The 14,856-nt window shown below is 48.2% G+C and carries 11 protein-coding genes; all 11 read right to left on the reverse strand.

Translation table 11 applies throughout. The features are described from left to right. Positions 1–62 precede the first annotated feature (62 nt). The 11 genes from IEY34_RS01285 to spoIIP all read right to left on the reverse strand — a co-directional run bounded on the left by IEY34_RS01285 (position 63) and on the right by spoIIP (position 14,252). Positions 63–1,799 carry an alkaline phosphatase gene (locus tag IEY34_RS01285; protein ID WP_189006458.1) on the reverse strand — a complete coding sequence of 579 codons (1,737 nt, stop codon included), beginning with the start codon at positions 1,797–1,799 and terminating at the stop codon, positions 63–65. 583 nt (positions 1,800–2,382) lie between these two features. Further along, positions 2,383–3,498 carry a molecular chaperone DnaJ gene (gene dnaJ / locus IEY34_RS01290; RefSeq protein ID WP_189006460.1) on the reverse strand — a complete coding sequence of 372 codons (1,116 nt, stop codon included), beginning with the start codon at positions 3,496–3,498 and terminating at the stop codon, positions 2,383–2,385. A 109-nt stretch (positions 3,499–3,607) separates the two neighbouring features. Then, a complete protein-coding gene (gene dnaK, locus IEY34_RS01295) occupies positions 3,608–5,446 on the reverse strand; it encodes a molecular chaperone DnaK (RefSeq protein WP_189006462.1) in 1,839 nt (612 codons plus the stop codon). 68 nt (positions 5,447–5,514) lie between these two features. After that, entirely contained in the window at positions 5,515–6,099 is a 585-nt protein-coding gene (gene grpE, locus IEY34_RS01300) for a nucleotide exchange factor GrpE (protein WP_189006465.1), read from the reverse strand. 60 nt (positions 6,100–6,159) lie between these two features. Continuing rightward, on the reverse strand, positions 6,160–7,704 hold the full coding sequence (locus tag IEY34_RS01305; protein ID WP_189006468.1) for a TCP-1/cpn60 chaperonin family protein: 1,545 nt from the start codon (positions 7,702–7,704) through the stop codon (positions 6,160–6,162). Beyond that, positions 7,701–8,729 carry a heat-inducible transcriptional repressor HrcA gene (gene hrcA / locus IEY34_RS01310; protein ID WP_189006471.1) on the reverse strand — a complete coding sequence of 343 codons (1,029 nt, stop codon included), beginning with the start codon at positions 8,727–8,729 and terminating at the stop codon, positions 7,701–7,703. The genes IEY34_RS01305 and hrcA overlap by 4 nt, the downstream gene beginning before the upstream one ends. Before the next feature lie 109 nt (positions 8,730–8,838). Further along, positions 8,839–9,312, reverse strand: a complete 474-nt coding sequence (locus IEY34_RS01315; RefSeq protein WP_189006473.1) for an N-acetyltransferase — start codon at positions 9,310–9,312, stop codon at positions 8,839–8,841. Between the two features lie 159 nt (positions 9,313–9,471). Then, positions 9,472–10,623: a radical SAM family heme chaperone HemW gene (hemW, locus tag IEY34_RS01320; RefSeq protein ID WP_189006476.1), complete on the reverse strand. Its 1,152-nt coding sequence runs from the start codon at positions 10,621–10,623 to the stop codon at positions 9,472–9,474. A gap of 77 nt (positions 10,624–10,700) precedes the next feature. Beyond that, complete coding sequence (gene lepA, locus IEY34_RS01325; RefSeq protein WP_189006479.1) at positions 10,701–12,515, reverse strand: translation elongation factor 4; 1,815 nt, start codon at positions 12,513–12,515, stop codon at positions 10,701–10,703. A 75-nt stretch (positions 12,516–12,590) separates the two neighbouring features. Then, complete coding sequence (locus tag IEY34_RS01330; RefSeq protein WP_189006483.1) at positions 12,591–12,989, reverse strand: DUF3679 domain-containing protein; 399 nt, start codon at positions 12,987–12,989, stop codon at positions 12,591–12,593. Between the two features lie 30 nt (positions 12,990–13,019). Further along, on the reverse strand, positions 13,020–14,252 hold the full coding sequence (gene spoIIP / locus IEY34_RS01335) for a stage II sporulation protein P (RefSeq protein WP_189006486.1): 1,233 nt from the start codon (positions 14,250–14,252) through the stop codon (positions 13,020–13,022). Positions 14,253–14,856: the final 604 nt, after the last annotated feature.

Here is a 14,856-nt window from a genome sequence, read left to right on the forward strand (position 1 = left end):
TCTTAAACAGGAAAAGAGGACAAGGGCATTATAACCCCTGTCCATGCTGTTCCTCTGGCTTTTTAGTTTTTAACGATACGCTCGTTGACCGCATCCCAAGTCAAGCTTTTGCCAGTCAATTTCGTGAAAGCTTCCAGCGGCAAGTAAAGCTTGCCGTTGTCGACATTGCCAACCAATGCGCTAGCAGCTCCATTGTCGGTAATTGCGCCTGTTTCCACAAGCACCGTTAATTTTTGGCTGTCTTTTGCCAAAACAACGGATTTCGTTGCTTCATCCCATGTTACTTTGATATCCAAAGCCTCAGCCAAGGATTTCGCTGTGAACAATGTTTTATTATCGCGGGTAACTTTGAAAAGAGGGTACAAGTATTTGTCTTGCAGCTCTTTCGTTGCTGCTGCCAAGTCAGCGCCAATCACTTTAGCTCCGCTTTTGGCAACATCCGTATTGTCGATATCCCCTTTGACGAGGGAAGCAATCGGACCGTAAGCCCATACGCCTACGTCAACACCGGTATGGCCATGTCCTGTCCAACCCACAGCAAGACGTTTGGAAACTACCGCGTTATAACCGCCGGAACGCCCATAGGAAGAACCGTCACCTTTCAAAATCAAAGCAATTTCATCATCGGACAAATCGGTGAAACCAATGTTGTCAGCGACAATTTTACGAACATCATCAGCCGTTTGCGCTGTTTTTAGGATGCCATCCAAATACTCGTAAGAATGTTTCTGTTTGTTGAACAGATCCACGTTCAGCTCGTACACATTGTTAATCCCTAGGGACAATCCGCCCGTTTCATGGTCCGCTGTTACGACAACAGACGTATTGCCGTCTTTTTTAGCGAAATCAACGAGTGTTTTGAAGGTAGCGTCAAGCTCCAACAATTCTTGGATGTTAGAAGGAAGATCGTTCGCATGACCTGCGTGGTCGATACGCCCTTGCTCTACCAGCAAGACGAAACCATTTTTATTTTGGGATAAAAGTTCAAGCGCTTTTTGGGATAATTGCGGTAAGCTTGGCGTACTTGCTTCACGGTCAAGCACATAAGGGATTTCGTTCATTGCAAAAAGTCCAAGAGCATTGCCTGCTGTAGCCGGGATAGCATCTAACCCTTTTTTATCATAAGCGGTTTTGAATCCTTTAGCCTCAAAGTCAGGAATGATGTTCTTGTCTGTCCGTTTGCCCTTCTCATCCTTGGTTACGAAATTGGCTTTACCGCCACCGAACAAGACATTTACACCGCTCGTCAGGTATTGGCTTGCGATCGCGTTCTGGTTGCTGCGTTGACGAACATGTGAAGCCCATACCGCTGGTGTTGCGCCAACAATGCTGTCTGTTGTCACAAGTCCGGTAGCTTTGCCTTGCTTCATAGCCGCTTCAATGACGGAAGCAAATGGTTTTGCCACTTCGCCATTGGATACGCTGATTGCGTTATTATAGGTTTTATTGCCTGTCGAGAAAGCAGTTCCAGCGGCTGCTGAGTCAGTTACAGCTCCTGATTCCGATGTATACGGACCTGCTTGCGAATATGTAGTTGCTTTGCCGACGTAATAGCCGCCATCAAGCTCTAGTCGATCTTTATTTAAAAACTTTTTGGAATAATATCTGGCTGCCGTTACTTCAGCAGGGCCCATGCCGTCGCCGATGAGAACAATCAAATTTTTGGATTGTGCTGCTGGTGTTGTTGGTGCTGCTGGTGTTGTTGTGGTCTCAGCAGCTGATGCTGCGCCTGCAACACTTAGAGCCAGTAATGAAACTGATAAACCGGAACCCACGATTTGTTTTAGACTTTTCTTCAAAATGTATTCCCTCCAAAAATAGTATTTCACCTTAACTAGCATAAGCCTCAGAGATTAAGAGAAAGTCATAGGAACGTCTACGCTATGTAAAATATTTCGACATTTATTTGCGGAATGTTAAAATAAAAAAACAAAAAAAACCTAGCCTGCGGCTAGGTCATCAAGTCAATGAACCTTGAGGCAAGCTCAAGCCCCTTACGAACTCAATACCCTTTATTCGACCAAAATCGCTCATTCTGAAAATCTAATGAATCCCAGATGCGCTATTTCAAGCAAACGATCACCTTTCGGCCAATAAAGTGCCGGGTAGCGCCAACTCCGTTCATTAAATCTCCAAAGCAGCCGTTTTCTGGTCTATAAGCATCATACAGTTCATTAGCTGCTTGTAGAGACCGAAAACCGCCGTAGCAAAGAAGTCTTTGTTTATCATGGTAGCTAAACACGACGCATTCTCCGTCATAGGACTGGTGCCTGCTTGGCTAGGGGCGTTCTTTATCAGAAAAAAACACCCTGCCAGGGCACATACAGATGAGAATCTGTACGTGCTGATAGCGGAGTGCTTAGTAGGAATCATTTTGTATAATTAATCGCCTAAGAAGGCTCTTTTCATACGTTCAAAAATCGATTGATTTTGCTCATGGGTATGCTCGCCGCTCTGCTTCCCAAATTGACGAAGCAGATCCTTCTGCTCATCGCTTAGATTCGTAGGCGTCATCACGATCACTTTGACGTGCTGATCCCCTTGACCGAATCCGCGAAGATGAGGCACACCTTTCCCTTTCAAGCGGAAATAGGTGTCGGTTTGTGTACCCGCAGGAATTTTGAGTTTCACTTTCTCTGTCAGCGTAGGGATCTCGATCTCATCACCTAGCGCAGCCTGCATAAACGTCAATGGCACTTCACAGTACACATCGTTTCCTTCACGTTCGAAGAACTCATGCGATTTCACGCGAATGACAACGTAGAGATCGCCTGCAGGACCTCCGCGCGTACCGCCTTCCCCTTCGCCAGATACACGAAGCTGAGCACCATCATCGACGCCTGCTGGAATCTTGATGTGAATGGTCCGTTGTTTCTTCACTTTACCGGCGCCATGGCACGCTCCGCATTTCTCTTTGATGATTTTCCCTTGACCGTTACATGTTGAACAAACACGACGGTTGACGATACGACCAAAAGCTGTGTTCTGCACGACTTCCTGCTGACCGCTGCCATGACATGTTCCGCAAGTTTCCGGTTTCGTCCCTGGCTTAGCGCCGCTTCCGCTGCACGTATCACAATTTTCTGTGCGAGGAATATGAATATCGATTTCTTTCCCGAAAATCGCTTCCTTGAACTCGATGGTCATCGTGTATTGCAAGTCGTTCCCACGTTGTGGAGCATTCGGGTTACGACGGTTTCCACCGCCGCCACCGCCAAAGAACATATCAAAAATATCGCCAAAACCACCGCCGAAATCTTGACCACCCATGCCCTGATTCGGATCTACGTGACCAAAGCGGTCGTATTGGGCTTTCTTCTGATCATCGCTGAGTACATCATAAGCGTCTTTCGCTTCTTTGAATTTATCTTCCGCATCCGCGGCTTTGTTCACGTCAGGGTGATATTGACGCGCCATTTTACGATAAGCCTTCTTGATATCATCTGGCGAAGCATCCTTGCCTAGACCAAGGACCTCATAATAATCACGTTTACTCATTGTTCCACTCCCATGTTCAAGACTACAAACGGAAAGTCAAAGCCACGGAACAATTCCGGACGGCTTTGACTAGTCAGCTTGTTACACTTCCTATTAAGTTAGGATATGTTTATTTCTTTTGATCGTCAACTACTTCGTAGTCAGCGTCAACAACATTTTCTCTGCCTTTAGGAGCATCGTTTCCGCCAGCATCGCCATCGGGACCTTGCGCTGCAGACGCTTGCTCATACAGTTTCACGGAAAGTTGTTGAATCACTTCTGTCAACTCTTCTGTCGCTTTTTTGATCGTTTCGAGTTCGTTGCCAGCCAGTGCTGCTGTCACTTTCTCTTTGGCTGCATTCGCTTTGTCGATCTCGCCTTGGTCTACTTTATCGCCAAGATCCTTGATCGTTTTGTCAACGGAGTACACGAGTTGGTCAGCTTCGTTCCGAGCTTCTACAAGCTCTTTGCGAACGCGATCTTCCTCAGCATGCGCTTCTGCGTCTTTCACCATTTGCTCAACTTCTGCATCGCTCAAACCGCTGGAAGAAGTAATCGTGATTTTTTGGCTTTTGCCTGTTCCTTTATCCAAAGCGGATACGTTAACGATACCGTTGGCATCGATATCGAAGCTAACTTCGATTTGCGGTACGCCACGCGGAGCAGGAGGAATATCACCAAGCATGAAACGGCCCAGTGTTTTGTTGCCGCTAGCCATGGAGCGCTCACCTTGAAGCACGTGAATCTCAACGCTCGTTTGGTTATCTGCATAAGTGGAGTACACTTGTGATTTGGTAGTAGGGATCGTTGTGTTGCGGTCGATCATTTTCGTGAATACGCCGCCTGCTGTTTCGATACCAAGGGAAAGTGGTGTTACGTCAAGAAGAACAACGTCTTTCACTTCACCTGTTAATACACCAGCTTGAACTGCTGCACCAAGGGCAACAACTTCATCCGGGTTAACGCCTTTGTGCGGCTCTTTGCCGATCAATTTTTTGATCGCTTCAACAACAGCCGGAATACGCGTGGATCCACCAACAAGAACAACTTTGTCGATTTGGCTTGTGGACAAGCCGGAATCCGTCAACGCTTGGCGAGTTGGTCCAAGTGTTCTTTCTACAAGTCCAGCGGAAATTTCTTCGAATTTCGCGCGAGTCAAGTTAAGCTCCAAATGCTGAGGAACGCCGTCAGCTACCGTGATGAACGGCAGGGAAACTGTCGTTGTCAGAACACCGGAAAGTTCTTTTTTCGCTTTTTCCGCAGCATCTTTCAAACGTTGTACAGCTGCTTTATCTTTGCTAAGGTCAATGCCTTGTTCTTTTTTGAATTCAGTTACGAGGTAATCGATGATGACTTGGTCAAAATCGTCTCCTCCTAGTTTGTTGTCTCCGCTTGTCGCTTTAACTTCGAAGAAGCCATCGCCAAGTTCAAGGATGGATACGTCAAATGTACCGCCACCAAGGTCATAAACAAGAATGGTTTGATCTTCGGTTTTCTCCAAACCGTAAGCAAGCGCTGCTGCTGTTGGCTCATTGACAATACGCAGAACTTCCAGACCGGCAATTTTACCAGCATCTTTGGTCGCTTGACGTTGGCTGTCATTGAAGTAAGCAGGAACCGTGATAACGGCTTGTGTTACTGTTTGGCCAAGGTAAGCTTCAGCATCAGCTTTCAGCTTTTGCAGGATAATCGCAGAAATCTCTTGCGGCGTGTAATCTTTGCCGTCAATGTTTTCTTTGTGGTTCGTACCAATGTGACGCTTGATGGAGCTGATTGTTTTGTCTGGGTTTGTGATCGCTTGACGTTTGGCTGTTTCACCGACAACGCGCTCGCCATCTTTTTTGAAACCTACGACTGAAGGGGTTGTACGATTACCTTCCGGGTTCGGAATTACGACGGCTTCGCCGCCTTCCATTACGGCAACGCAAGAATTTGTTGTACCTAAGTCAATACCAATTACTTTACTCATGTTAAAGCTGCCTCCTTTTGCTCCTGGGGAACATATTGGTTTATTGGAATTTTAGATTAATAAGATCCTTACACACTTACCTTAACCATTGCTGGGCGGATGACTTTATCTTTGAGAATATAGCCTTTTTGCAATTCCTCAACAACGATACCTTCTTCGTGTTCGTCGGATTCAACTTGCATAACCGCTTGATGGTATTCCGGGTTGAACGGTTGACCAACGGATTCAATCGGTTTAAGTCCTTCTGCTGTAAGCAGTTGATCGATACCGCGGTAAGTCATATCCAAACCTTTCACCAGCGCATCGAAATCCTTCGTCTCTTTGCTTGAAGACAGCGCGCGATCGAAGTTATCCACAATCGGTAAAAGCTGTTCAATCAATTTAAGCGAAGCGTATTTCGCGAAATCTTCCTTCTCCGCTCTTGCGCGGCGGCGGAAGTTGTCGAAGTCCGCTTGAACGCGCAATAGACGCTGATAGTTTTCTTCTGCTTGCATACGCGCTGTTTCCAATTCGCTAACTTCTTTGGCTTCTTCCGAAACCTCGCCTTGCGAATCTTGACTTGCCGCTTCTTGTTGATCTGCGGCTTGCTCGCCTTCAGCTGCGTATGTAGTGTTCACATCTTGCTCTTCTGTTTTGTTATTTCCTGTACTCAATTGTCCTTCACCTCCTAAACATAATACAACATATTCGCTCTAACGTCAGTTTGCCCAGCTTTAGACCTCTTCAAAAGGCTGTTTCATCTTGATTACTGTATGAATACGCAGGACAGCAGCAGCAACTTCGCCAGCCGCTTGCAATGCGTGAATCTTAACGTCAGCAGGATCTACAATACCAACTTGGACGAAATCTGTCACTTGCCCAGTATCGCAGTCAATGCCGAGACTGTCCGTTTCCAGCGCTAGCTGGGCTGCTTTCAGCTCTTCGACCTTCTCCAGCGGGTTGTAGCCTGCGTTCACAACAATCTGAGCCAGCGGCTTGCGCAGTGCCCCCGCGACAGCGGCAACACCGAAGCCTTCCATGCCCTTCATCGTCTCGCGGGCACGGTCCAGATCATGGGCGACGGCCATCTCGGCAGCGCCGCCCCCGGGCAAGTACCCGCCGCGCACGGCGGCTTGCACGGCCGAGGCGGCGTCCTTCGCGATGCGCGAGCGCTCATGCGCCGCTTCTCGTGTCGCGGCGCCGACGATCACGGTCACGTGCTGATCGCCGCGGCCTCCCGCGACGCGCACGCGCTCGAGGCGCTCGTCGTACGCGGCGTAGCCGGCGTGCCCGAGCGCGGCGCCAAGCTCCGGCGCGCTCTTGCGCAGCGCCGTGCGCCGCACCGGCCTAGCGCCGGTGTGCTCGCTCAGCAGCTGCAAGTCCCGGCGGGACAGCCGCTGCAGCACGAGAATGCCATGGTCGGAGCAGAACTGCTCCGCCTCCGGGTCAACCCCGCGGTCGGTGGCAATCAGTCCGACGCCAAGTTCCAGCAGCATGCTGAAGCTGCTGCGGAACTGCTCTCGCAGCTGCATGTAGCGCTGGAAGCCTGCCTCGGTGACCAGCGATTCCTCGCTGACAGCCTCAGGCTCCAGAGCATCATGCAGCACGAGAATGCGCAGATCACGGCGCGCCTCCTCTTCGAGATGCAAGTTCATCGGCTTCTGATTCAGCAGAATGCCGGTCCACACCTCGCTGCTCGCCGCTTCGTGGGCGAGCACGCTGTCCGCGAAGCGATAGCCTTCTTCGCGAAGCTTCGGTTCGCCGACCGCTTCGGCAGCTTGAATGATGAGCCCGGCGATATCCGCCTGCTCTCTGCCTGCCGTAATCGCAATCCGCTTCAGGGCGCTGTCATCCAAGCCTGCAATCGCGCGGCTGCGCTCTTGCAAGCTTGTCACAGCCAACTCGATCCCTTGCAGCATCCCGCTTACAACCTTGGCGACAGGTACACCGCGTGTGACTTGGGCTACGCCCTCCTGCACCAACGCTCCGGCAAGTACCGTTGCTGTCGTCGTGCCGTCGCCGATTTGGCGCTGCTGGCTGCGAGCTACCTGAATCATCAGTCGCGCAGCAGGATGAGTAACATCCATTTTCTCCAAGATGGTCACCCCATCATTGGTAATGATCACTTCACCCTGGCTGCCTACGAGCATCGTATCGAGTCCCTTGGGGCCTAATGTTCCTTCAACGGCAGAGCAAATTGCTCTTACAGCCGCCGCGTTATTCACAAGCGTGGAATAACGCTCTTCACCTTCACTGTGAACCGTCTTGTTCACGCTCATTTCCCATACCAACGTCCGAGTACGACTTCGAGATGTTTGGACAAGTGCTCCATTAAATTAATAACCCTGCCGTATTCCATTCGTGTTGGCCCTAGAATTCCAATCGTCCCCAGCGGCTGCCCGCTGATCGAATAGGAAGCCGTTATTAAGCTGCAATTGCTAATTGCTTCAATACTATTTTCAGCACCAATTTTAATCTCAATGCCTTCATTTGATGGTGTAAATAACTTGATCAGAGTCGGTGCTTCTTCGAAGAGGTCAAAAATGCTCTTAACCTTCTCCACATCCTTAAATTCCGGCTGGGTCAGCATATTCGTCATCCCGCTTAGGAATACCCGATCCTTCTCATCGCTTTGCAACACACTTTCAATGACCGATAGCAGTTCTTGATACCCATTCACATACTTGCTTAATTCCTCGGAAATCTCATTGTAAAGTCTGGACTTAAACTGAATCAGCGGCACATTTTTGAGTCTTGCATTTAAAATGTTAACGACCTTTTCAATTTCCGACATCTTAATGCCTTCCGGAATCGTGACCGTCTTATTTTCGACATGTCCCGTATTCATGACAATAATCGCCACTGCCGTCGTGTCCGAAAGCGGGATAATCTGCAGATGCTTCAGCGTCGTGCTGAACACCTCGGGACCAAGCACGATGGACGTGTAATTCGTAAGGCTGGAGAGCATACCGGCAACATGCTGGATGACTCCTTCCATCTCTTGAATCCGTTCCGCAAATGCGCCCTTCATAGAGTCCAAATCATTCTCATGCAAAGCGCCGTGCTGCATCAAGTGATCGACGTAATAGCGATAACCTTTGTGCGAGGGTATACGCCCTGCGGACGTATGGGGCTGCTCCAGGTAACCCATCTCTTCGAGATCGGACATTTCATTACGAATGGTAGCCGGACTGAATCCAACATTCCCCCGTTTTGAAATACTTCGTGAACCGATCGGTTCAGCTGAACGAACATAATCATCAATGATAGCACTTAAAATCATACGCTGGCGTTCTGTCAGCACAAGTACCCCTCCTCTTCACAATCGCTGTTTCTCACTTTCGTTAGCACTCGTATTTAGTGAGTGCTAAATCCTAATACAAAAATAACAGACCCTAAGGTCTGTTGTCAAGTCAATCCAAACGTTTAAGTACGGCGATTTCGTCGCAGCAATACTGTTTTTTGCAATGCATGCAATCTTTCCAAACCTTCTCGGGGAAAATCTCTTTTGGCACTAGGGTAAAGCCGTTTTTTTGGAAGAAGGCGACCTCGTACGTCAGCGCCATCACTTTCTTGATCCCTTGGCTTCTGGCCTCTTCGACCAGGAAATTAACAAGCTTGCCGCCAATTCCTTGACCTTTGTACCCTGGAGTCATGCCTAGCGAGCGAATCTCGACTAGATCAGGTCCAAGCCTCGTCAAGGAACCGCAGCCTATCAAGAGACCGTCGTATTCAGCGACGACGAAGGTATCGATCTGATCCTCCAGCATCTCTCTGGTACGCGGCAGCATGATTCCCTGCTTGGCATAGCCTTGTATAATATCATAAAGCTTCTCAATATCACGGATTGAAGCTTTTCTTACCGATACAGTCGTTGATGAATTCACGTTTACCCCACCAATCGTTACAAAAATGCATAAAACCCACGCTAGCGTCCTCGCGGCTTTACCGCTCCATCGCTTGTGGATTCATGTATAAATATACATCAAACCGTATATTTGCACAAGGTTTTTTTGTACCGTATACAGGAACCGCTTCGCTGCCAGCTAGGTTAGGAAGGAAGCGAAAACTTCATTGCCGAGCAAGATCCCCTGTTTGGATAGTCGGTAGCCCTCCGGCGTTTGCTCCAGCAGTTGCTTTTGCAGCCACCCTTTTAACGTTTCTCCGAATTGCGATTCGATGGTAATTCCAAATTGATCCATGAAATCACTATTCCTTACACCTTCTAGCAGACGTAGACCGACCATCATGAAATCTTCCATCGCTTCCTGCTGTGTCACCTCAAACTGCTCTATGATCGGCAAACCTGCCTTCGTAGCGTCAATATAAGGTTGAATCCCCTTCACATTGACATGCCGCTGACGATTCATATAGCCATGCGCGCCAGCGCCAAGTCCATAATAGGAACGGTTGCGCCAATACATCGAATTGTGCCTGCTCTCACGACCCGGTTTGGCGAAGTTGCTGATTTCATATTGCTTATAACCGGCTGCTTCCAATCGCTTCATGATCAGTTCATACATATCGACTTCTTCGTCTTCACTTGGCAGCGGCAGCTGATTTTTGTTGAACAAGGTATGAAATAAGGTGTTCTCCTCTACTTTCAAACTGTAGATCGAGTAATGCTGAAGATCCAGCGAGAGCGCCTCATCCAATGTAGCCTGCATAATGTCTACGGTTTGCTTCGGAAGTCCGAACATCAGATCAATCGACAGATTGTCAAACCCCAGCTTTTTGGCATTCTGGATACTGCGATGCACATCATCTGTATTATGAATGCGTCCGATGGTCGCGAGAATCTCGTTATTAAACGATTGGACACCAAAGCTGATCCGATTAACGCCGCCTGCTTTCATAACAGCGAGTTTATCTTCATCCGTCGTTCCGGGATTAGCTTCCATCGAGAATTCAACCTCTGCGGGGTCCGCTGGAAAATAAGTTCGGACGATCCGCAGGAAACGCTCCATTTGATCAGGCAGCAGCACGGTCGGCGTTCCCCCGCCAACGAAAATCGTTTCTACCTTAGCAGGCGGATGCTGACGCACCGTCAGTTCCATTTCACGTTCCAGCGCGTCCAGATACTCCATGACAGGCTGGCCTTTGAGGACATAAGAGTTGAAATCACAATAATGGCATTTGTTTGTACAAAAGGGGATATGAATATACACAGCTGTCGGGGCTGCATAGGTTACTAACATAAGGGGTATTTCCTTTCTATTGAGAAAAAGCCGAAGGGCAGAGTACTCTGCCACCCCAGCTTCTCATTCATTTGCATCTATTCGTCAATTTTGAGAACGGCCATGAAGGCTTCTTGCGGCACTTCCACGCTGCCCACCTGTTTCATCCGTTTCTTACCTTCTTTTTGCTTGTCGAGCAATTTGCGTTTCCGCGAAATGTCACCGCCGTAACACTTGGCGAGAACGTTTTTGCGCATCGCTTTTACCGTCTCACGAGCCACAATCTTCTGTCCGATGGCCGCTTGAATCGGCACTTCAAACATTTGCCGCGGAATCAGTTCCTTCAACTTATCGCAAATGATTTTGCCGCGGTGATAGGCTGTATCCCGGTGAACAATGAAGGAAAGCGCATCGACTTGCTCCGCATTCAGCAGAATGTCCATCTTCACGAGATTAGACTTCTTGTAGCCGGAAACCTCGTAATCAAACGAAGCATATCCCTTGGTTCTTGATTTCAGCATATCGAAGAAATCATAAACGATTTCGGATAACGGAATTTCATACGTCAACGTTACCCGGTTCGTATCTAGATATTCCATGTTCAAATACTCGCCGCGTTTCCCCTGGCAAAGTTCCATAATCGTTCCTACGTAATCATTGGGAACGATAACCGAAGCTTTCACATAAGGCTCTTCCACAAAATCAATACGCTGTGGATCTGGATAATTCGAGGGGTTGTCAATTTCCATCGTATCGCCATTCGTCAACGTAATGCGGTAGATAACGCTTGGCGCCGTCGTAATTAGCGGAATGTTGAATTCACGCTCAATACGTTCCTGAATAATTTCCATATGCAGAAGTCCTAAGAATCCGCAGCGGAAACCAAAACCTAGAGCTGTCGATGTTTCCGGCTCAAAACGAAGGGATGCATCGTTAAGCTCCAGCTTCTGCAATGCTTCGCGCAGATCGTTGTAATCCGTCGTTTCGATCGGATACAGTCCGCAGAACACCATCGGGTTAATCCGGCGGTAACCAGGCAGCGCTACAGGCGCTGGTCGATGCGCTTCAGTCACCGTGTCCCCAACCCGTGTATCTCCGACATTTTTGATGCCCGCTACAACGAAACCTACGTCTCCAACCTCAAGGGAAGGAACAGAGGACATTCTCGGCATGAAAGCGCCGACTTCAATGACTTCAAAAACTTTATTGGTCGCCATCATTTTAATCTTGGAGCCCGCTCTAATCGATCCATCCACGACTCGTACGTACACGATTACACCTTTGTAGCTGTCATAATGGGAGTCGAAGATTAAGGCTTGCAGCGGATTGTCCGGATTGCCTTGTGGCGCTGGCACTTTCTGACAGATCTGCTCGATAATTTCTTTGATCCCGATGCCGGCCTTCGCGGAAGCATGAACCGCTTCGCTTGCGTCCAGCCCGATTACGTCCTCGATTTCTTGCTTCACCTTATCCGGATCAGCGCTCGGCAAATCAATTTTATTAATAACAGGTAAAATTTCTAAGTTATTTTCTAGCGCCAAGTACACGTTAGCCAATGTTTGCGCTTCTATGCCTTGAGCCGCATCCACGACCAGCAGTGCGCCTTCACACGCCGCAAGGCTTCGAGAAACCTCGTATGTAAAGTCGACATGTCCCGGTGTATCGATCAAATTGAGGATATAATCGACACCATCGTCTGCGCGGTAAGCTAGCCGAACCGCCTGCAGCTTAATCGTAATCCCGCGTTCACGCTCCAGATCCATCTGGTCAAGCACCTGCTCCTGCATCTCACGAGAAGAGAGTGCGCCTGTATATTCCAAGATGCGGTCGGCAAGTGTAGATTTGCCGTGATCAATATGGGCGATAATTGAAAAGTTGCGAATTCGTTGTTGTCTTGCTCGAATGTCTGTCATGCTAAAGTACTAACCCCCACTACATGCAAATAATTTTCATTATAGCAGTTGTGTGAAGTTGCAGCAATGTACGTTCTATCCTTTGCCCAGTAATGCATCAAAAAGAGACACAAATAAGCGGATGCCATGATGTGACGCAATCTGCAAAAGATCACCCAATTTATTGCCGACATGATTCAATGAATTATCGTGATCGGCGACAGGCGCCGATTTGGTTGTTGGCGCTGGTGAAGCGGCAGCTTGTCCTTTCGTCGGTTGTTCTCCCTTGGTTTTGGCGGTTGGCGCTGGCGATGTCTTCAAGTCTGCTCCTTTGCCCGGAGATGGACTCGAAACCACTTGTCCAGCTTTGGATGAAGGCTGCGGGCCTTGAATGCGATCCATGCCGCTGGACGCCAAACTAACGCCGAACAAGATACAGAACAACAGCAACAGTCCGAACAGTCCCATTTTGAGATAAAATCGCCTCACCCTCATCAGACCAACCTCCTCCAAATTTCCAAATAATTAAGACTGCTTGGGCGTCGTTATCGGCGCATCCACTTTCTTGGCGTTCAAAATCACTTCAGATATCGCTTCCGCTAACCAATCTGTCGTTCTGTAGCATTCCTCGAGCGTATTGTATGGGCCCCCTACTTCAATCAAAATCGAATTATCCGAAAAGTTTTGATTATATAACCCGTTATTGCCTTCTGTCGCTTCCTTCGCATGAATCCCTTTGGAGATACCAGGATGCTTCGCTTCCAAGACCTGATGAATCTTGCTAGCGAATTCTTCATTCTTCTTCCAATTTGGATTTTTACCGCCAATGATGAAATACACCTGCGCATAATCCTTGCCGTCTATCGTCGTTGTCGTTTTGTTGCGGACGGCCGAATCCCGATGAATATCGAAGAAATATTGCAGATCCGGGTGGGCAACGGAAGCTTCTTGCAGCGTCTTTAAGGAATACTTGTAGGAGTAAGGATAGTCGAAATTTTTTACCGTGCTCGGATATACCGTTTGAGAATGAACCGCTCCGATGCCATCCTTCTCTAAATTTTGCGCTAGGCGTTGACCTACAGAAATAATATTCACTTTATCACTGTAAGCTTTGTCCGGATTCGTGACGCCTTTGAGCTCGGGCAAAAAAGATTCATTACTATGCGTCTGATAAATGAAGGCTACATTGTCTCCAGCTGATTTCGGCGGCTGCCCCAGCGGATTCGTCACTGGCGATGGGCTTGCTAACGCTGATGGTTGAGGTGTCTGCGCCGTATGGCCATTGATTGCTTCCGCCTCCAAATCTTGCGTAATTGGCGTATAATCAATCGGATCGCTGGAATTGGTTTCGCTCCCTCTCACCAATACGGTCGATTTCGTCGCATCCATGCCTGGCACTTCACTGGCGACAAGACTTCTCGGATCATTGGGATTGATGTCGGTCATGAACTGGAAAGCAAAATGAAAAACATTGTGCTGGGAAAAGGTGAATTTCTTCTGTTCTTTATTTAGATGAGGCACTTCCATGCCCAGCATATCGATAAAAAATTGATTCGTGACAGAAGCAGCTAGGCTTTTCATAGAGGAAACTGGCGAGGTCGTCATAAATCTATTTTGCAGGACCCCTCCTAGACCGATAAGCACAAAAATGGCGAGGGTAGCTGAACTTAGTATGAAAAAGGTTTTTCCGACGGAACTTGCGCTCTGAAACGTTTTGCGAACATGGCTGAGATTCAATGTAGCTGATGTCCATTTCATAGTTTGATTCCTCCTAATCTATCTTACTTTAATCTATGAATCGGGCCTCTTCGATAGAACCCGAAACACTAGAAAATTTCTAATAGAGATAAGAGGGATAAGAGGGATAAGCTTCTTCGAAGCGAGAAATCCTGTTAAAGGAACACCAGGGCGCTACGGTCGCACATAAGAAAAGCGGCTTTGCCGCCCTGAGAGATGAGCATCTTCATAACGGTTTTCAGCAATCTAGCGGATCCTATTCCCTTTGGGCTTTGAAATGACAGAGATCGTCGTGTGAAAAGGAACTATGATCCTCTATATGGCGGGAACTGGGGTAAACGTAGCATGAAAGGGAACTGAGATCCGCTATTTAAGCGGAACCTGCTGATTCCAACCGGGAAATGGTGCAATAGCGGATCGTAGTTCCCTTTGGCGTGGAATATGGCGGTTTTCGGTATTATAGCGGACTGTAGTTCCCTCTGGATCCTTATCATGACACATTTTCCTACAATCGCGGCTTGACGTTCCCTTATCTCCGCGCGATTGCAAAGCTAGAGGATCTCATTCTGCCAAATAGCTTGTTTATACCTCCAAACCAGCACCAATTCGAACAAATAAGTACGTT

The sequence above is a fragment of the Paenibacillus marchantiophytorum genome (assembly GCF_014640555.1).
GTDB classification, from domain to species: domain Bacteria; phylum Bacillota; class Bacilli; order Paenibacillales; family NBRC-103111; genus Paenibacillus_E; species Paenibacillus_E marchantiophytorum.

Excerpts from the sequence above, each read along its gene's own strand:
- dnaJ (WP_189006460.1), bottom strand. The coding sequence starts at position 3,498 with ATGAGTAAACGTGATTATTATGAGGTCCTTGGTCTAGGCAAGGATGCT.
- dnaK (WP_189006462.1), bottom strand. The coding sequence starts at position 5,446 with ATGAGTAAAGTAATTGGTATTGACTTAGGTACAACAAATTCTTGCGTT.
- IEY34_RS01305 (WP_189006468.1), bottom strand. The coding sequence starts at position 7,704 with ATGAGCGTGAACAAGACGGTTCACAGTGAAGGTGAAGAGCGTTATTCC.
- hemW (WP_189006476.1), bottom strand. The coding sequence starts at position 10,623 with ATGTTAGTAACCTATGCAGCCCCGACAGCTGTGTATATTCATATCCCC.
- lepA (WP_189006479.1), bottom strand. The coding sequence starts at position 12,515 with ATGACAGACATTCGAGCAAGACAACAACGAATTCGCAACTTTTCAATT.
- IEY34_RS01330 (WP_189006483.1), bottom strand. The coding sequence starts at position 12,989 with ATGAGGGTGAGGCGATTTTATCTCAAAATGGGACTGTTCGGACTGTTG.
- spoIIP (WP_189006486.1), bottom strand. The coding sequence starts at position 14,252 with ATGAAATGGACATCAGCTACATTGAATCTCAGCCATGTTCGCAAAACG.